This window comes from Microbacterium yannicii, from assembly GCF_024055635.1.
GTDB lineage: Bacteria > Actinomycetota > Actinomycetes > Actinomycetales > Microbacteriaceae > Microbacterium > Microbacterium yannicii.
In genome coordinates, this window is sequence record NZ_JAMXMB010000003.1 from 1 (window position 1) to 17,762 (window position 17,762).

Here is a 17,762-nt window from a genome sequence, read left to right on the forward strand (position 1 = left end):
GGCGCGTTTCGTCTCGCTCGTTCCTCGCTCGCTCAACGACCGGGAGAGAGGTTTCGGTCGTTGAGCGAGGGAGCGCCAGCGACCGAGACGAAACGCCTCTCGTCGACGGACTGCGCCAGGTCAGCGACCGGGCGTCTTCTCCAGGAGGTCGCGGATCTGGACGAGGAGCTCCTGCTCGGTGGGCAGCTTCGGCTCCTGGTCGGCGGGCGTGATCCCGGCCTTGGCCGCTGCCCGCTCCTTGAGCACGTTCATCGGGTGCACGAAGACGAAGTAGACGACGATCGCGACCGCCAGGAAGGCGATGATCGCGTTGATCAGTTCGTTGATCGGGAACGTCACGGGTCCCCACAGACCGTTCACCGTGATGCCGATGGTGCCGTTCTCGTCCGGCTTCCAGACGAGGGCGATGATCGGATTGATGATGCTCGAGACGATCGCATTCACCACCGCGGTGAACGCGGCGCCGATGACCACCGCAACCGCGAGGTCGATGACGTTGCCGCGCAGAATGAATTCTTTGAAGCCCTTGATCACGGATACCCCCTAGGTGTCGACCCGCACCGGGGGCTCCGGACGATCAGGATCCGGACGGCGCGGGTGAGGCCTTCGCCTCGGACTTCGATGATGTCGAAGTCGACGAGGAGGCGCCAGTCGCGGCATCCTTCCCCCCGCTCGTGCCGGCGTCGGCGGACTTCGTGCCGGCGCGCGAGTCGGTGCGGTAGAAGCCCGAGCCGTTGAACGTCACGCCGATGGAGCCGTACTCCTTGCGCAGGACGCCGCCGCACTCGGGGCATTCGGTGAGGGTCGGATCGGCGAAGGACTGCACCGCGTCGAAGCGGTGACCGCATTCCTTGCAGGCGTAGGCGTAGGTGGGCATGGCTCTCTCGGTGGGTGTCAGCGCCGGGTGGGCGCGAGGGTGATGGTGCGCGTGGGCGTGACGACGCCGGTGACGCGCTGATCGAGTTCGTCGCTCGGGACCTCATCGACGAACTCGGAGTCGAAGACGACGGCGTACACGGGCGGGCAGCGCTCCATCGACCCGAGGGTCTTGTCGTAGAAGCCGCGCCCCCATCCGAGCCGCATGCCGGTGCTGTCGACCGACGCCGCCGGGATGATCAGGAGGTCGACGTCGTTCACGGCGATGGGCCCGAGCAGTTCGCCGACGGGCTCGGGGAGCCCGAACATGCCCTCGGCGATATCGCCCTCGGGCGTGGCGACCGCCCAGTCGAGCAGGCCGTCGGTGCGCGTCACCGGAAGGAGCACGCGGATGCCGCGGGCCACGGCATCCGTCACGAAGGAACGTGTGCCCGGCTCGCTGGTGGTCGACAGGAAGCAGGAGATCGACTGCGCCGCGTGTTCGGCGACGAGGGCGTCGAGCTGAGTGCGGACACCGGCCTCGGCGAGTTCGCGCGCCTGGGGGGTGATCAGCTGGCGGCGCTCGCGGAGCTCTGCGCGCAGGGCGCGCTTGGCATCGGCGATGGCGTCGGACATGGTGTCGATTCTACGGCGCGCCGCTCCACTCCCGGTCGTGTGCGAAATCCGCCCACGGAGGTGCCCTCTAGACTCGGGGGCATGCCTCATTCTCCGATCAAGGCCGTCATTCCGGCCGCCGGTCTCGGCACGCGCTTCCTTCCGGCAACGAAGGCGATGCCCAAAGAGATGCTCCCCGTCGTCGACAAGCCGGCGATCCAGTACGTGGTCGAAGAAGCCGCGAAAGCCGGCATCGACGACATCCTCGTGATCATCGGCCGCAACAAGAACGCGATCTCGAACCACTTCGACTCGGTGCCCGAGCTCGAGGAGAAGCTGAAGGACAAGGGCGACACCGACCGCCTGCACCGCGTGCTGGAGTCGAGCGATCTGGCCGACATCCACTTCGTGCGCCAGGGTGAGCCCAAGGGCCTCGGGCACGCCGTGCTGCGTGCCAAGGCGCACGTCGGCAACTCGTCCTTCGCCGTCCTGCTCGGTGACGACCTGATCGACGAGCGCGACGAGCTGCTCACCACGATGATCGCGGAGCACGAGCGCACCGGTGCCGCCATCATCGCGCTCATGGAGGTCGACCCCGCGCACATCAACCTCTACGGCGTCGCCTCGGTCGAGTCGACCGACGGCAACGGCGTCGTCAAGGTCAACGGCCTCGTCGAGAAGCCCAACGCCGAGGACGCCCCCTCCAATCTCGCCGTGATCGGCCGCTACGTGCTGTCGCCGAACGTGTTCGGGATCCTCGAGCGCACGGAGCCCGGCAAGGGCGGCGAGATCCAGCTCACCGACGCACTGCAGGAGCTGGCGGCGGACCCCGACGGCCCGGGCGTATACGGTGTGGTTTTCCGTGGCCGCCGCTACGACACCGGCGATAGGGTGGACTACATCAAGGCCATCGTGCAGCTGGCGGCGGATCGCGATGATCTCGGCCCCGCACTGCGCCCCTGGTTCAAGGATTTCGCGGCGACCCTCTGATCTTCGGATCCGACGCCGCCCGTTCGAGGGAGTCTCGTGGATCTGTCGGCTCCTCGCAGGCACGGGTCGGTGGCCATCCGGCTCGTGAAGCAGCGCGACGCGCGCGTGCTGCAGAACGAGCTGCTGTCCAATCGCGGCTGGCTGCGTCCGTGGGAGGCGACCAGCCCGGACGGGCCGGTCTCCTTCGACATGCGCATGGGCGTCCGTCGGCTGCTCCAGCAGTACCGGGACGGCGCCGGCGTGCCGTTCGTCATGGAGTCCGACGGTGACATCGCCGGCCAGCTGAACGTGTGGGGCATCGCGCGCGGGTCCCTCGCGTCGGCGACGATCGGCTACTGGGTGAGCGAGCGGTTCGCGGGCCGGGGCATCACGCCGACCGCCGTGGCGCTCGCCACCGACGTCTGCTTCTCGGAGCTGCGGCTGCACCGCATGGAGATCTGCATCCGCCCCGAGAACCGCGCCAGCCTTCGCGTGGTCGAGAAGCTGGGGTTCCGCTACGAGGGCCTGCGCCGTCGCTTCATCCACATCGACGGCGACTGGCGTGACCACTACGCCTTCGCCCTCGTCCGCGAGGATGTGCCCGAGGGCGTGCTGCAGCGCTGGATCTCGGGACGCGCCCCGCAGGATGCGGCCACGGTCCCGCCTGCCGACCGCCTGCACGCCTGACCCCATCGGCCGTGCCGATTCGAGCACGGTCCACGGTGGGCCTGCGTGTCCGGTGATTCTGGCCGGTCATGCGCGGGATCGGGCGTGGCTGTCCGGTCGCTGAATGAGCCCCGGTGCAGGGATGGGATTTGCCTGCGGTGTTGGCGGACACGCCCGCGCGTGCCGGGGGCATCGGCATCCGTCGCATACCGTGGTCTGCATGGGTGGGCAGGTGTGGGGCGGGGGAGTGATCGTTCTCGTCGCCGTGGGCCTGTGGCTGGTCTATCTGCTTCCGTCATGGCACAGCCGCCGGCAGTACGACGCGACCGAGCGCAACGCGGTGCGACTGAACCAGGCGTTGCGGGTGCTGGCCGAGACCAGCGAGACGCCGGAGGAGGTGCGCCTCGAATTGAACGCGCGCACCGCCGCCGCGCAGCAGCGACTCGCCCACCGCGCACTCGCGGAGCGCGAGCATGCGGCGCTCCACGAGGCCCGCGTCGACCTCGAGCGCGCCCGCACCGAGCGTGAGGTCGCCGAGGCCACCGCGCGCCTTGAGCGCGAACGCGTCCGCACCGAGCGCATCGCGGCCGACGCCGCCGCTCGGGTGGACCTTGAACGTGCACGCGCCGCGCGCGCCGCAGCCGAGGAGGCTGCGCGCGCCGAGCTCGCCGCCGCACGTGCGATCCCCGCCGCACGTCGCGCGCGAGTGCGCCGCGTCTTCCGCCTCGTGGCGACCGCCGTGGGCGTCGGCGGTCTCGGAGTGACCGCATGGGGAGTCTTCGAGACGGTGACGGCCGGTGCCCAGACGCTGCTGTGGCTGGGCGTCGCGCTCGTCACCGTGTCGGGTCTGACACTGCACCGCCTCTCGCGAGTGACGGCGCGTGCCGCTGCTCGCGGAGGAGTGGATGCCGCCTCCGGGCGCCAAGGCCGGCTCCGGCGTGCTGCGGAGCTGCGGAGCGCCGCCGAGCTGCAGGACGTCGCGCTGGAGCGCGAGCCGCGCGAATGGGCCCCGCGGGACCTTCCGCGCCCACTCACCGCGTCGGCCGGCTCTCGAGCAGCAGCGGTGCTGGATGCCGAGGCCGCCCGCGCGGCGCTGCGACAGGCCGCCCTCGAACAGGCGATGCTGGCCCGCGCCGAGGCGCAGCAGCCCCCGTCGATCGAGACCGCGCGTACCGCCCGCGCGACGTCGGCGGAGTCGGAATACACCCGTATGGGATACGTCGACGACGCCGAGATCGAGGCTCATGTTCGGCAGCTGCTGAGCCGTCGCGCGGCAGGCGAATAGGGCCCTCGGAGGGGCCCCGTCGATTCGGGACGGGGTTCGAACCGTGATAGTGTTTCTGAGGTTCACGGGCCTGTAGCGCAGTTGGTAGCGCGCCTCGTTCGCATCGAGGAGGTCAGGGGTTCGATTCCCCTCAGGTCCACCGGAAGAAGGCTCCCGCCATGGCGGGGGCCTTCTGCTTTGGCTGATCGGCCAGGCTTTTCGGTACGGTGAGCTCGACGCGCGGCGGCGTCAGCGAGGCGGTGCCGGATACCGCAGTCCGCTGCCCCAGCCGATCTCCCACCCGGCGCTGTCGTCGAAGTAGTCGGCGAACGACACGGGCAGCGCATGCTCGGGTTCGACCGCCGCCAGGAGGCCGGCGAACCAGGCCGCGTACTCGGGCGCGTCGTTCGTCGCGGCGAGGCGGGGGAGCGCCCCCAGGATGAGCGCGGCGACGGCGGGCGGTGTGGTCATGGCGTCGGCGATGCCGCCCGCGAAGTCGGTCGCGGCGCCCGACGTGTAGTGGATCGTCGCGCCCGGGTCGGCGGCATCCGTCAACACGATGCGGTGATGCATGCCGGAGGGTGCCATGCCGGGCTGCACCCGCAGTCGGTGGAATCCCCGCCGGTGCAGCTCGCGGACGCCCTGCAGGATGCGGACGGATGTCGTCATCGCGAGTGCCGAGGAGATCTCGTCGTAGGCACGTTCGTCGTGCGCGACGAGGGCGACGCTGTCGATCGACGTCGCAGGAGTGGCCGCGATCGTGTCGATCGCGGCGGTGATGGCCTCACGCCGCGGCCACCCGTACACGCCCGCGCTGATGAGGGGAAACGCGATGCTGCGGGCACCCAGATCCTGGGCGACCTCGAGCGAGCGCCGGTAGCAGGATTCAAGCGGCCCGCGGTCGCGTTGGCCGGCCGCATGGTTCGGCCCCACCGTGTGCACGACCCACTTCGCGGGAAGCCTGCCCGCGGTCGTCCAGCCGGCGTCACCGGTGGCGAGGCCGTTCGGAAAGCGCGCGATGCAGTCTCGCAGGATCTCGGGTCCGCCGGCGCGGTGTATCGCCCCGTCGACGCCGCCACCGCCGCGCATGGCGTTGTTCGCGGCGTTGACGATCGCATCGGCCGTCTGGGCGGTGATGTCGCCGCGGACGGCGATCAGCGTGGTCACGTGCCCGTTCTCAGCCCGTGGTCGCCTCGGCGGCCGCCCGGGCTGCGGCCGGCAGCGCCTCGACGATGCGCGCCACAGCGGCGTCGTCGTGGGCGGCCGACACGAACCACGCCTCGAACACCGACGGCGGCAGCGAGACGCCCTGCGCGAGCATGGTACGGAAGAAGGGCGCGTAGCGGAACGCCTCCTGCGCCTTCACCGTGTCGTAGTCCACCGGCGCCTCCGCGGCGAACTGGATCGAGAACAGGTTGCCGGAGCGCTGCACGACGTGCGTGACGCCGGCCTGCGAGAGAGCGGATGCCGCGGCATCCGCGATCGTCGTCGCGGCGGCGTCGATGCGGGCGTAGGCGTCGGCGTCGAGGTGATCCAGCGTCGCCCGCCCGGCCGCGACGGCGAGCGGATTGCCGCTCAGCGTGCCGGCCTGGTAGACCGGCCCGAGCGGCGCGAGCAGCTCCATGAGCGCCGCCGAGCCGCCGAGCGCGGCGAGTGGGAGCCCGCCGCCGACGACCTTGCCGAAGGTGACGAGGTCGGGGGAGAAGGGCACCGGGTCGATGCCGTACCAGCCCGCGGGTCCGACGCGGAAGCCCGTCAGCACCTCGTCGAGGATCAGCAGCGCCCCGTGCGCGTGGGCGATGTCGGCGAGAGCGGCGTTGAAGCCGTGCGCCGGTGGAACGATGCCCATGTTGGCAGGGGCCGCCTCCACGATCACGGCGGCGATGTCGGCGCCGCGCGCGGCGAACACCTCGCGCACCGCGTCGATGTCGTTGTAGGGGATCACCAGCGTCTGCGCGGCGATGGGCGCGGGAACGCCCGCCGAGCCCGGCATGGCCAGCGTCGCGACGCCCGATCCAGCCTCGGCCAGCAGGCCGTCGGAGTGGCCGTGGTAGTGCCCGGCGAACTTCACGATGAGATCGCGCCCGGTCGCGCCGCGCGCGAGACGGATCGCCGTCATGGTCGCCTCGGTGCCGGTCGAGACCAGGCGCACCCGCTCGATCGGGTGCGCTTCGACAGGCTCAGCGACCGGGGACCCCGTTTGCTGAGCCTGTCGAAGCACGCGGGCGGCGATGAGTTCGGCCAGCTCCGTCTCGCCGGGCGTGCTCGCACCGAAGCCGAGGCCGTGGGCCGCGGCATCCTGCACCGCCTTCACGACGGCGGGATGTGCGTGCCCGAGGATCGCGGGACCCCACGAGCCCACCAGGTCGACGTACTCGCGGCCCTCGACGTCGGTCACGTACGGACCCGTCGCCGACGCGAAGAACCGGGGCGTCTCGTGCACCGAGCCGAAGGCGCGCACCGGCGAGTTGACTCCGCCGGGCATCGCGCCGCGCGCGCGGGCGAACTCCTGTGCGTTGGTCGTCATCGGATCCACTCCGCAAGCTCCAGGGCCCAGTAGGTCAGCACGGCGTCGGCGCCGGCGCGGCGGATGCTGATCACCGACTCCTCGATGGCACGGCGCCGGTCGATCCAGCCGTTCGCCGCGGCGGCCTCGATCATCGCGTACTCGCCCGAGACCTGGTAGGCCCAGACCGGGACGGGGCTGGTGGCCGCGGCATCCGACAGCACGTCGAGGTAGCTCATCGCGGGCTTGACCATGACGATGTCGGCGCCCTCGGCGAGGTCGAGGTCGAGTTCGCGTGCGCCCTCGCGGCGGTTCGCGGGGTCCTGCTGGTAGGTGCGGCGGTCGCCCTCCAGCGACGACTGGACGGCCTCGCGGAAGGGTCCGTAGAAGGCCGAGGCGTACTTGGCGGCGTAGCCCAGGATGGGGGTGTTCGCGAAGCCGGCGTCGTCGAGCGCGTCGCGCACGGCGGCGACCTGGCCGTCCATCATGCCCGACAGGCCCAGCAGCTGCGAGCCCGCCTCCGCCTGCGCCACACCCATGTCGCGGTAGCGCTCGAGGGTCGCGTCGTTGTCGACGTAGCCGTTCGCATCGAGCACGCCGCAGTGGCCGTGGTCGGTGAACTCGTCGAGGCAGAGGTCGGTCTGCACGACGAGCGCGTCGCCGGCCTCCGCGGCCGCGATGCGGGTCGCGACGTTCAGGATGCCGTCGGCATCGGTCGCGCCGGAGCCGGTCGCGTCCTTGTGCTCGGGCACGCCGAACAGCATGATGCCGCCGATGCCGGCGGCCGCGGCATCCGTCACCGCCCGCTTCAGGCTCTCGGTCGTGTGCTGCACGACACCCGGCATCGACGAGATCGGCACCGGCTCGGTGGCGCCCTCGCGCACGAACATCGGGAGGATCAGCTCGGCGGGGTGCAGTCGTGTCTCGGCGACGAGGCGCCGCATCGCCGGAGTGGCGCGTAGGCGGCGGGGGCGGTCGGAGGGGGCGTACGTCACGGGCGTTCTCCCGTCAGGCCGGCGGCGCCGGCATCGAGCAGTTCACGGGCGACGGATGCCGCGACCTCCCGCGGTGGGTCGCCCTCGTCCTCGGGCCACGTGGTGGCGTGGGAGGACGTCAGGGCGGTGGCGCCGTCCAGGCTGTAGACGCGTGCCGACAGCAGGAGCAATCCTGCGTCGACGACGGCCCGTGCCCCCACGGGCGCGGAGCATCCGGCCTCGAGCAGGGCGAGCACCTCGCGCTCGGCCTCGACGGCGGCGCGGGTCTCGGCGTGGTCGAGGGCGTTGACGAGGTCCTCCTCGCCGCGGCGCACCTCGATCGCGAGGGCGCCCTGCCCCGGCGCCGTCGGCCAGGAGTCGGCGTCGAGGTAGTCGGTCACCACCTCGGTACGGCCGATGCGGCGGAGTCCGGCGGCGGCGAGGATGACGGCATCCAGCTCCCCGCTCGTGACCTTGCCGAGCCGGGTGTCCACGTTGCCGCGGATGTCGACGACCTCGAGGTCGGGGCGGCGCGAGCGCAGCTGCGCCATGCGCCGAGGCGAGCCCGTGCCGACACGTGCACCGGCGGGGAGGGTGGCGAGGGTGAGTCCGTCCCGCGCGCAGAGCGCGTCGCGCGGGTCTTCGCGCGCCGGGATCGCGGCGACGACGAGCTGATCGTGCGGCGCCGTGGGCAGGTCCTTGAGGGAGTGGACGATGACGTCGCACTGGCCCGCCAGCAGGGCGTCGCGCAGGGCTCCCGTGAAGAGGCCGGTGCCGCCGGCGCGGGAGAGCGGCTCGTTCGAACGGTCGCCGTCGGTGGTGATGGTGACGAGCTCGGTGGTCACGCCGGTCGCGTCGGAGAGGTCGTCGGCGACCATGCCCGTCTGCGCGAGCGCGAGCTTGCTGCCGCGCGTCCCGATGCGCAGGGCGGTCATGAGAGCACCTCGGCGATCTCGTCGACTGCGATGCGGCGGCCGGTGTAGAACGGCACCTCTTCGCGCACGTGGCGGCGGGCCTCCGTCTGGCGGAGGTCGCGCATGAGGTCGACCAGCTCGACGAGCTCCGGCGCCTCGAGCGCCAGGATCCACTCGTAGTCGCCGAGGGCGAACGATGCGACGGTGTTACTCAGGACACTGCGGTGCGCCGCACCCTTGCGGCCGTGATCGGCGAGCATCTGGCGTCGCTCTTCGTCGGGCAGGATGTACCAGTCGTACGACCGCACGAACGGGTACACGGTGAGCCACGCCTCGGGGTCCTTGTCGCGCATGAATGCGGGCAGGTGGCTGGCCGTGAACTCGGCGTCGCGGTGCACGCCCATCGCGTTCCACACCGGCAGCAGCGAGGCGAGGGGCTCGGCGCGCCGCAGGGTCCGCAGGGCCGACTGCAGCGCCTCGGGCGCCACGCCGGTGCCGGTGAGCCAGATCATGAGGTCGGCGTCGGCTCGCAGGCCCGACACGTCGTAGAAGCCGCGCACGGTGACTCCGGATGCCTCGACCTCGGCGACCGCTGCCGTCAGATCGCCGGCCGGCGCGGGGCGCTGGACGTCACGTCGGAACACGGCCCACAGGGTGTAGCCGAGGGTTTCAGAGGAGGGGCTCGCCGAGACATCGGTCATACCTCCATCATTTCACTCCGCGCCCAGCGTGCTGCCCGCCCGCCGATCTGCTCCCGGAGCCTTGGGCCCGAGCTTTGGGTCGGAACTTTGGGTCGGAGCTTTGGGTCGTAGCGGTGCGTCGCAGGGTGGCCCGCGGTTGGTCGGCGTGGCGTCGGCGCGGGTGTGGCGATTTTGGCGAGTCGCCAAGATGTGCAGGATTCGGGGTGGGTTCGTGGCGACTCGCCAGGATCGGCGTGCGGTCTGCGCCGTCCCGTTGCCGAGGAACACATTTTGGCGAGTCGACAACATGTGCAGGATTCGGGGTGGGTTCGTGGCGACTCGCCAGGATCTGGTGTGGGGTCTGCCCCCTCCGCTTGCCGGGAGCGCCATTTTGGCGAGTCGCCAAGATGTGCAGGGTTCGCGGTGGGTTCGTGGCGACTCGCCAGGATCGGGCGTGCGGCGTGCGGCCTGCGCCCTCGGTGGCCGAGAACGCGATTTTGGCGAGTCGCCATGACGTGCAGGGTTCGCGGTGGGTTCGTGGCGACTCGCCAGGATCGGCGTGCGGTCTGCGCCGTCTCGTTGCCGGGAAGGCGATTTTGGCGAGTCGCCAAGACATCCACTGCATCGTGGTGATTCGTGGCGACTGGACTCCCCGGGGTTGCGTTGGAGTCGGTTACTTTCGGCGAGTCGCCAAGAATGCGCCGGGGGGCGCGGGGAGACGGTGGCGCGGGTCAGCGGGCGAGGAGCTGGGATGCCGTGCGCTCGGCGTGGGCGATGAGGCCGGCGAGGCCTGACCCTGCCACGGTTTCCCCGACGACCGTGAGCCCGGCGGGCGGGCTCACCGCGGCGGGCCGCACCCACGAGACGTGTGCGGCGTCGACCACCACCGGCAGCGGCACGCCGAGGAGCATCTCGGCGTCGGCGCGGGCGGCGGCGACGGGATCGGCGGGAGTGAGATCGTACGACAGGCGCAGCACGTGGCGGCCGGCGGCGGCATCCCGCAGCCACGCCCACTTCGCGGTGGCGTGGGTGAGGGCCCGGGCGCCGACCGGTGCCCCGGCGGCGACGAGCAGTCCGGTGCCGCGAGGCGCGGCATCCAATTCGTCCTGCTCCACGACGAGGGTCACGAGGTCGATGCGGCGCCCCGGAGCGGCGGGTGCGGCGAGGCTGGGGGCGGCGACGACGACCGTGCCGTCGAGCGCTGCGAGGTCGTCGACGCGGGTGCCGAGGCGGATGTCGGCGCCCAGGCGCGCCAGATCCTCCGCCAGCGCGGGCACGAGGCGGTTGATGCCCCCGCGGATGCCCGCGACAGCGGCGCCCGGGGGAGCGGCGGCACGCAGCTGCGCGACGGCGCCACCGAGAGACCCGGCGCTCGCAAGAGCATCGGGGAGCCCCGGGTGCGCGCGGGTGACGGGCACCTCGTCCGGGTGCTGCGAGTGCACGCCGTGCACCACGGGGGCCACCAGGAGGTCGAGCAGGTCGTCGCCGTAGCGCTCGCGGACGAGGGCGCCGAGTGTCGGCGGCACTGCTCCCAGCGGGCGAGCGTCCAGCTCGACCGCCCGCTCCGCCGCCCGGCGGCCGATCACGCGCACCACGTCGTCGGCGAGCGGGTCGGACGGGATGCCGAGGAGCGCGGTCGCCGGCAACGGCACCGCGTCGCCGACCACGGGCTGGAGCCACGCCGGGCCGGGCGCGGGGGCGACGATGTCGTCGGCGAGGCCGAGCTCCGCCAGCAGCCCCGCGACGACTCCGCCGCGGACGGCGAAGCTCTCGGCGCCGGCGTCCAGTGCGATGCCGCCGACGTCGTGCCGTGCGACGGTTCCACCGAGGCGATCGGATGCCTCGAACAGGGTCACCGCCGCGCCCGACCGGGCGAGCCGTCTGGCGACGACCAGGCCCGCGACGCCGCCTCCGACGACGGAGAAGCGCCCGGCCGCCGAGGATTCAGCCATGCGCGTGGACGAACTCCACGATGCGCGTCAGCACGGCCGGGTCGGTGTCGGGCGGAACGCCGTGGCCGAGGTTGAGCACGTGGGCGCGGGCGGCACGCCCCCGTTCCAGCACGTCGACGATGTGGGCTTCGAGGACGGGCCACGGGGCGCGCAGCAGCGCGGGATCGATGTTGCCCTGCACCGAGACGTCGGGCCCGACGCGTCGGACGGCCTCGTCGAGCGGCAGGCGCCAATCGACGCCGACCGTGTCGACGCCGACGTCGCGCATCGCCGCGAGCAGCTCGCCGGTGCCGACGCCGAAGTGCACGAGCGGCACGCCGAGCTCGCGCACCGGCTCGAGCGCGCGCGCCGAGAACGGCGCGACATGCGTGGTGTAGTCGGCGAGACTCAGCGAGCCCGCCCACGAGTCGAAGAGCTGTCCCGCGGACGCACCCGCCTCGATCTGCGCGGCGAGGAAGGCGCCGGTGATCTCGGCACACCACGTCAGCAGGGCCGCCCAGGTCTCGGGGTCGGAGTGCATCAGCGCCCGCGTGCGCAGCTGCTCCTTCGACGGTCCGCCCTCGACCAGGTACGACGCCAGCGTGTACGGGGCGCCCGCGAAGCCGATGAGCGGCGTCGTGCCCAGCTGGGCGACCGTGAGTGCGACCGCTTCACGAATGGGGGCGAGGGCTTCGGGGTCGAGCGGCGGCAGGGCCGCGACATCCGCCGCCGTTCTCACCGGGTTCTCGAGCACCGGACCGCGGCCGGCGACGATGTGCACGTCGACGCCCGACAGTCGCACCGGGATCACGATGTCGCTGAAGAAGATGCCCGCGTCCACCCCGTGGCGGCGCACGGGCTGCAGCGTGATCTCGCTGGCGAGTTCGGGGTTCAGGCAGGCGTCGAGCATGTCGGTGCCCACGCGCAGCTCGCGGTATTCGGGGAGGGAGCGCCCTGCCTGGCGCATGAACCACACCGGCGTCCGGGTCGGACGATCACCCCGATACGCGCGTATCAGCGCGGGGGGATGGTTTCTCTGAAGGACGGAAGGGTGAGAGTCATGCAACGACACACGTTAAGATTAGGTCTGTGCTCCTCTGTCTGACCGCGAACCATCGGAACGCGAGCCTCGACATCTTGGAGCGTCTCTCTGTGGGAGCGCCCACGGCGACGCGCGCTCTCGTGGATGACGAGCTGTTCGTGTCCGGCGCGGTCGTGCTCGCGACGTGCAACCGGTTCGAGGCCTATCTCGACATCGACGAGCCGCTCACCGGCGGCGAGGCCGTCGCCGTGGAGTCCGTCGTCGAGGCGATGGCCGCGGCATCCGATGTCCCGGTCGATCTGCTGCGCGCGTCCGTCGCGGTGCATCAGGGAGCGGATGCCGCAGCCCACCTGTTCGCCGTCACCAGCGGACTCGAGTCGATGGTCGTCGGCGAAGACGAGATCTCGGGCCAGGTGCGCCGCGCTCTCGATGCCGCGCGCGCCGACGGCATGACCAGCAGCGAGCTGGAGCGCCTCTTCCAGAAGGCCACCCACACCAGCCGTGGGGTGCGCAACCGCACGCAGCTGCGCGGCGCGCACCGTTCACTCGTGCGCCTCGCCCTCGAACTCGCCTCGAGCCGCGTCGCCGACTGGGCCGCGGCCCGCGTCGTGCTGGTGGGCACGGGTCGCTATGCGCAGCGCACCGTCGATGCGCTGCGCGCTCGCGGTGCCGGCGACATCCACGTCTTCTCTCCGTCGGGTCGCGCGCAGACGTTCGCGACGCAGCACGGACTCATCCCGGTCTCGGACTTCGCCGCTGCGGCGGCCCAGGCGGACGTCGTCATCACCTGCACCGCCGACGCGGTCGTGCACGCCGACGCGTTCGTTCCCGGGCGCCGGGTGCTCGTGATCGACCTCGGGCTGCCGCGCAACGTCGACCCGGCCGTCGGTCTGGTCGCCGGTGTCGAGCTGCTCGACCTCGAGACCATCCGGCTGCACGCACCCCTCCAGGAGTTCAGCGCGCACGCCGACGCCCGCGCGATCGTCGGAGACGCGGCGACCGAGTTCCACGCCGACCGTCTCGCCGGGCCGGCCATCACGGCGTTGCGCACCGAGGTGCTGAAGACGCTCGACGATGAGATCACTCGGGCGCGTTCGCGCGGCGCCGGTGACGAGGTCGAGGCGGCGCTGCGGCACCTCGCCGGCGTGCTGCTGCATCAGCCGTCCGTGCGCATCCGCGAACTCGTGGTCGAGGGCCGCATCGATGAGGTGCGCGCGGCGCTCGAGCTGCTCCACGGACTGTCGATCGACGCGCCCGGCGCGGTCGACAGCGCGGACGACGACGACCTCTGGGAAACCGCGTAGCGGATCCCCGACGCCCGCGGGCGTGTGACGCACACTGCGCCGCGTTCCGCGCGGTCGCGCGCGGCGTTCTCCGCCGCATGGCGCATCGCGCGCTGCTCTCCTCGCTGTGCCCCGCCCCGGGTTCTCGCTGACTTGCCGTATATGTACGACACGCCGGGCGTGTCGCGTACATCTGTGGCAAGTCAACCCAAGGGGGCGGGGACGCGAGACGAGGGACGGGCGACGTGAGTGCGGTTTGCGCAAGCGGCCGCAAGTTCTCGGCGCGAAATTCACCGCGACGCAAGAAGAGGACAGAATTACGCAATTCAGCTTGCAAAAGTTGAGAGGATGCGTCGTTCCCGCCTACATTGAGTGCTGAGCGGGCACCGGCGCCCGTCACACCCCGGATGAAGCGAGTCGACGATGACACGACCCAGATCCCTCGTCGCGGCCGTGGCCGCGGCATCCCTCACCGTCGGAGCGCTGATGGCGGCACCGGCTGCCGTCGCCGCACCGCCCGGCCGCGGAACGCCAGTCGTGACGCGTGCGGGGCTCGACCCAGCGCTCGTCGAGGGACGTGGCGCGGACGTCGCCTTCCTCGAGCAGGAGGCGGAGAACGCCGTCACGAACGGCACGATCATCGGCCGCGGCCGGGAGGCCTACACGATCGAGGCCGAAGCCTCGGGGCGGTCGGCCGTGCGGCTGACCGCCGGACAGTACGTCGAGTTCACGCTGCCCGCCTCGGCCAACGCCCTCACCGTTCGGTACAGCATCCCCGACGCCCCGAACGGAGGCGGTCTCACCGCACCGCTCGCGGTGAAGGTCGGCCCGCATACGGCGTCGCTCAAGATGACGTCGGAGTACGCCTACCTCTACAACCAGTACCCCTTCACGAACGATCCGAACGCCGGGCTGCTGCATCCCGATTGGTGGCTCGCCGAGTGCGCGTGCGTCCCGCAATTCGACCAGCCGGACTTCGAACCGGCGAAGCCGTTCCGCCCGATGAAGTTCTACGACGAGGAGCGACTGCTGCTCCACAAGACGTACAAAGCCGGTGAGACCGTGCGGCTCACCGCCCCGGCGGGCGTCGCGTGGACCGTCATCGACCTCATCGACACGGAGCTCGTGGGCAAGCCGTACGTGAAGCTCAAGGCGTCGAACGTCCTGGTGTTCGGCGCCGACCCGACCGCGCGGAAGGACTCGGCGGCCGCATTCGAGCGGGCGATCGCCTTCGCCCAGAAGGTCGGGCTCACCGTGTACGTGCCGCCGGGGAGGTACCGCGTCGAGCGGCACATCGTCGTCGACGACGTCACGATCGAGGGCGCGGGCCATTGGTACACGACGGTCTTCGGGTCGGAGGTCGCGCTCGCCACGCCGGCTCCGGACGGCTCGACGCACACCGGCGTCGGCTTCTACGGCAAGGATGCCGCGGCCGGCGGCAGCACCGACGTGCACCTGCGCGGGTTCGCCATCGAAGGCGACGTGCGCGCGCGCATCGACACCGATCAGGTGAACGCGATCGGCGGGGCGTTCCACGACTCGTCGTTCTCTGAGCTGCACATCCAGCACACCAAGGTGGGACTGTGGTTCGACGGCCCGATGTCGAATGTCGTCGTCGAAGACAACATCATCGTCGACCAGATCGCCGACGCGCTGAACTTCCACATCGGCGTCACCGACTCCGTCGCGCGGAACAACTTCGTGCGCAACTCCGGCGACGACGCCCTGGCGATGTGGGCAGAGGCGAAGGGCGGCACGGCGCTCACCAACGCGCGCAACACGTTCGAGCGCAACACCGTGCAGACGCCGACGCTCGCCAACGGCATCGCGATCTACGGCGGCACCGACAACACCGTGTCGGGCAACCTGGTGGCCGACACGATCCGCGAGGGCAGCGCCCTGCACGCCGGATCGCGGTTCGGGGCGCACCCGTTCGCGGGAACGCTGACCTTCCGCGACAACACCACCGTCCGTGCGGGTACGCGTGAGCTGAACTGGAACATCGGCATGGGATCGCTGTGGATCTACGCCCTCGAGGGCTCGATCAGCGGCATCCGCGTCACTGGCGACCACTATCTCGACAGCACCTACAACGCGATCATGCTGGTGTCGGAGTGGGGCGTGAAGGACCTGTATTCGATGACCGACGTCAGTTTCGCCGATCTGCGGATCGACGGCACCGGCACGTCGGTGCTGAGCGCCCGAGTGGAAGGCGGTGCGTCGTTCGAGAACGTCGATGCGCGCGGGGTCGGAGCCGTCGGCATCAACAACTGCGGCTCGTTCGGCTTCCCGCCGACCGGGTCGGAGTTCTCGGTCGCCGACCTGGGCGGCAACGACGGCGGCGGAACGACAGGCCCCTGGATGGCGGCGTGGGAGCTGCCCAACACCATCACCTGCGATGACCGTCCGCCGGTAGTGGCGCCACCGGCGCCGTCGCCGTGGGGGCAGCCGTAGCGGCTTGTCTGATGAATGAAACGGATGCCGCGTCCCGCTGTGGGGCGCGGCATCCGTCCGTCTGCATGCGTCCCGCGGGCACACGTTGGGTGAGCACGTTGCGAACACCCGCGTGGACGTGTGGCGGCGCGGTCGGGTCGAAGGGCGTGGCAGCCGGGGCATGCATCGTCCAGCCGAAGGCGCGGTGGTCCTCCGCCGACTGCGGAGCTGGCCAGGGGGTACATCTGACGGAAACTGCTTGTGACATTCGAAGGTATGTTCTATGCTGGAGGCATGAGCCATCCTGCGCCGCATCGCGATCCCCAGGGGTCCGGATGCGCCGACGGAGGCGATGAAGAGTTCCTGCCGCCTGTGCCGGATGCCGTCGACTTGGTGCTCGAGTCCGCCACGATGCTCGCGGTGTTCGCCGCTGAACGGCTCCGCAGAATCGAGGCGATGCGGCATGAGGCACTCGCGCCGATCCTCGGGAGAGGGGCGGGCGCGGTCGAGATGGCGGAGCGGTCCATCCGGCTCGAGCTCTCGGCGGGAATGCGCATCACCGAGTACGCGGCAGGGCGCCTGCTCATGCAGGCCGATGCTCTGGTCAACCGCTATCCGAGTGCCCTCGATGCACTGTCGGGCGCGCGCATCACCGAGAAGCACGCCGAGATCTTCGTAGACCTCGTGGATCAGGTCACGCCCGAGCTGCGAGCCGACGTCGTCGAGCGTGCTGTCGCGCTCGCCGAGACGGAGCCGGTCGGAACATTCCGGCGCGGCCTCCGCGACCTCATCGCTCGGCTCGAGAGCAGGACTCTCGAAGAGCGTCACGCCGCGGCACTCGGTGGTCGTCGGGTGGTCGTCGAATCCGGCGCCGACGGCATGGGTCTCCTGATGTTGCATGGTCCGCAGGTCGAGCTGCACGCCATCTTCGGTCGCGCGACGGCGATGGCGAAGGCGATCAAGGGGTCGCCGGGCGAGACGCGGACACTCGATCAGATCCGCGCCGACGTCGTCGCCGACCTTCTCATCGACGGCACGACCGCGCACCTTCCGGCCGCGGCATCGGGCATCAGGGCCGCGGTCGTCGTGACCGTGCCGGTGCTGTCGCTGCTCGACGACGAGGCTGCCGCGGCCGGTGACCCGCCGGTGGTCGAAGGGGTCGGGCCGGTTCCGCTGTCGCGCGCCAGGGAACTCTGCGGCGGCGAGGCGAAGTGGATGCGAGTGCTCACGCATCCGGAGACAGCCGTCGTCCTGTCCGTCGGCCGGGACCGGTACGCTCCGCCGGCCGCGCTACAGAAGCTCGTGAAATGGCGAGCGGATCGATGCATGGGTCCTGGCTGCGGGGTGCCGGCATCCCGGTGCGAGGTCGACCATCAGATCAGGTGGGCAGACCAGGGCGAGACGGCGCTCGAGAACCACGCCCCGTTGTGCAAAGGCCACCATCTCGTCAAGGACAACACCGATTGGGTCGTCACGCAGGTTCCAGGATCGGGCGGCGCTCTCGAGTGGATCTCACCCACCGGGCGGCGCTACGTGGTGCAGCCCGAACGCAAGGTTCCGGTCTTCCGCAGCGCCCGCGCAGGCGACGCGAGCAACGCGCCGTTCTGAGGAGACCGGGAATGCCGCAGCC

The 17,762-nt window shown here is 71.0% G+C and carries 15 protein-coding genes, 1 tRNA gene and 1 pseudogene; 7 read left to right on the top strand and 10 right to left on the bottom strand.

All coding sequences use genetic code 11. The features are described 5' to 3' along the window. Positions 1–120 precede the first annotated feature (120 nt). From mscL to NCG93_RS00310, 3 genes are read right to left on the bottom strand one after another with little or no spacing between them, the layout of a single operon-like run. Complete coding sequence (gene mscL / locus NCG93_RS00300) at positions 121–534, bottom strand: large conductance mechanosensitive channel protein MscL (protein ID WP_194413453.1); 414 nt, start codon at positions 532–534, stop codon at positions 121–123. 43 nt (positions 535–577) lie between these two features. Further along, positions 578–877 (bottom strand): FmdB family zinc ribbon protein, encoded by a 300-nt coding sequence (locus tag NCG93_RS00305; protein ID WP_194413454.1) that lies wholly within the window; start codon positions 875–877, stop codon positions 578–580. 17 nt (positions 878–894) lie between these two features. Continuing rightward, positions 895–1,491 carry a 5-formyltetrahydrofolate cyclo-ligase gene (locus NCG93_RS00310; protein ID WP_194413455.1) on the bottom strand — a complete coding sequence of 199 codons (597 nt, stop codon included), beginning with the start codon at positions 1,489–1,491 and terminating at the stop codon, positions 895–897. 81 nt (positions 1,492–1,572) lie between these two features. Here NCG93_RS00310 and galU point away from each other — a divergent pair, with 81 nt between their 5' ends. From galU to NCG93_RS00330, 4 genes are all read left to right on the top strand, one after another. Continuing rightward, positions 1,573–2,460, top strand: coding sequence for a UTP--glucose-1-phosphate uridylyltransferase GalU (galU, locus tag NCG93_RS00315; protein WP_194413456.1), 888 nt, complete (start codon positions 1,573–1,575; stop codon positions 2,458–2,460). 36 nt (positions 2,461–2,496) lie between these two features. Next, entirely contained in the window at positions 2,497–3,126 is a 630-nt protein-coding gene (locus NCG93_RS00320) for a GNAT family N-acetyltransferase (RefSeq protein WP_194413457.1), read from the top strand. Between the two features lie 199 nt (positions 3,127–3,325). Continuing rightward, entirely contained in the window at positions 3,326–4,390 is a 1,065-nt protein-coding gene (locus NCG93_RS00325; protein WP_194413458.1) for a coiled-coil domain-containing protein, read from the top strand. A 66-nt stretch (positions 4,391–4,456) separates the two neighbouring features. Then, a tRNA-Ala gene (locus NCG93_RS00330) sits at positions 4,457–4,529 on the top strand. A gap of 515 nt (positions 4,530–5,044) precedes the next feature. Here NCG93_RS00330 and NCG93_RS20430 read toward each other — a convergent pair. From NCG93_RS20430 to hemE, 7 genes and pseudogenes are all read right to left on the bottom strand, one after another. Next, positions 5,045–5,536, bottom strand: a pseudogene (locus NCG93_RS20430) (O-acetyl-ADP-ribose deacetylase); the annotation flags it as partial. Positions 5,537–5,546: 10 nt separating this feature from the next. Then, on the bottom strand, positions 5,547–6,896 hold the full coding sequence (hemL, locus tag NCG93_RS00340) for a glutamate-1-semialdehyde 2,1-aminomutase (RefSeq protein ID WP_194413460.1): 1,350 nt from the start codon (positions 6,894–6,896) through the stop codon (positions 5,547–5,549). Next, positions 6,893–7,870: a porphobilinogen synthase gene (gene hemB / locus NCG93_RS00345; RefSeq protein ID WP_194413461.1), complete on the bottom strand. Its 978-nt coding sequence runs from the start codon at positions 7,868–7,870 to the stop codon at positions 6,893–6,895. Before hemB ends, hemL begins: the two co-directional genes overlap by 4 nt. Beyond that, on the bottom strand, positions 7,867–8,784 hold the full coding sequence (hemC, locus tag NCG93_RS00350) for a hydroxymethylbilane synthase (RefSeq protein ID WP_194413462.1): 918 nt from the start codon (positions 8,782–8,784) through the stop codon (positions 7,867–7,869). The genes hemB and hemC overlap by 4 nt, the downstream gene beginning before the upstream one ends. Next, complete coding sequence (gene hemQ / locus NCG93_RS00355) at positions 8,781–9,464, bottom strand: hydrogen peroxide-dependent heme synthase (RefSeq protein WP_194413463.1); 684 nt, start codon at positions 9,462–9,464, stop codon at positions 8,781–8,783. The genes hemC and hemQ overlap by 4 nt, the downstream gene beginning before the upstream one ends. Positions 9,465–10,174: 710 nt before the next feature. Then, positions 10,175–11,395: a protoporphyrinogen/coproporphyrinogen oxidase gene (locus NCG93_RS00360; protein ID WP_194413464.1), complete on the bottom strand. Its 1,221-nt coding sequence runs from the start codon at positions 11,393–11,395 to the stop codon at positions 10,175–10,177. After that, on the bottom strand, positions 11,388–12,446 hold the full coding sequence (gene hemE, locus NCG93_RS00365) for a uroporphyrinogen decarboxylase (protein ID WP_194413465.1): 1,059 nt from the start codon (positions 12,444–12,446) through the stop codon (positions 11,388–11,390). The genes NCG93_RS00360 and hemE overlap by 8 nt, the downstream gene beginning before the upstream one ends. A 17-nt stretch (positions 12,447–12,463) precedes the next feature. Here hemE and NCG93_RS00370 point away from each other — a divergent pair, with 17 nt between their 5' ends. The 3 genes from NCG93_RS00370 (at position 12,464) to NCG93_RS00380 (ending at position 17,740) form a co-directional block, all read left to right on the top strand. Further along, entirely contained in the window at positions 12,464–13,720 is a 1,257-nt protein-coding gene (locus NCG93_RS00370; protein WP_194413466.1) for a glutamyl-tRNA reductase, read from the top strand. Positions 13,721–14,122: 402 nt separating this feature from the next. Then, positions 14,123–16,153, top strand: coding sequence for a glycosyl hydrolase family 28-related protein (locus NCG93_RS00375; RefSeq protein ID WP_194413467.1), 2,031 nt, complete (start codon positions 14,123–14,125; stop codon positions 16,151–16,153). A 273-nt stretch (positions 16,154–16,426) separates the two neighbouring features. Then, positions 16,427–17,740 (top strand): HNH endonuclease signature motif containing protein, encoded by a 1,314-nt coding sequence (locus tag NCG93_RS00380; protein WP_194413468.1) that lies wholly within the window; start codon positions 16,427–16,429, stop codon positions 17,738–17,740. Positions 17,741–17,762: the final 22 nt, after the last annotated feature.

Bases quoted from the DNA above. Each gene is read 5' to 3' on its own strand.
- hemL (WP_194413460.1), bottom strand. From the start codon at position 6,896: ATGACGACCAACGCACAGGAGTTCGCCCGCGCGCGCGGCGCGATGCCC.
- hemC (WP_194413462.1), bottom strand. From the start codon at position 8,784: ATGACCGCCCTGCGCATCGGGACGCGCGGCAGCAAGCTCGCGCTCGCG.
- NCG93_RS00360 (WP_194413464.1), bottom strand. From the start codon at position 11,395: ATGGCTGAATCCTCGGCGGCCGGGCGCTTCTCCGTCGTCGGAGGCGGC.
- galU (WP_194413456.1), top strand. From the start codon at position 1,573: ATGCCTCATTCTCCGATCAAGGCCGTCATTCCGGCCGCCGGTCTCGGC.
- NCG93_RS00305 (WP_194413454.1), bottom strand. From the start codon at position 877: ATGCCCACCTACGCCTACGCCTGCAAGGAATGCGGTCACCGCTTCGAC.
- NCG93_RS00375 (WP_194413467.1), top strand. From the start codon at position 14,123: ATGACACGACCCAGATCCCTCGTCGCGGCCGTGGCCGCGGCATCCCTC.
- hemQ (WP_194413463.1), bottom strand. From the start codon at position 9,464: ATGACCGATGTCTCGGCGAGCCCCTCCTCTGAAACCCTCGGCTACACC.
- NCG93_RS00310 (WP_194413455.1), bottom strand. From the start codon at position 1,491: ATGTCCGACGCCATCGCCGATGCCAAGCGCGCCCTGCGCGCAGAGCTC.
- NCG93_RS00325 (WP_194413458.1), top strand. From the start codon at position 3,326: ATGGGTGGGCAGGTGTGGGGCGGGGGAGTGATCGTTCTCGTCGCCGTG.
- NCG93_RS00380 (WP_194413468.1), top strand. From the start codon at position 16,427: ATGAGCCATCCTGCGCCGCATCGCGATCCCCAGGGGTCCGGATGCGCC.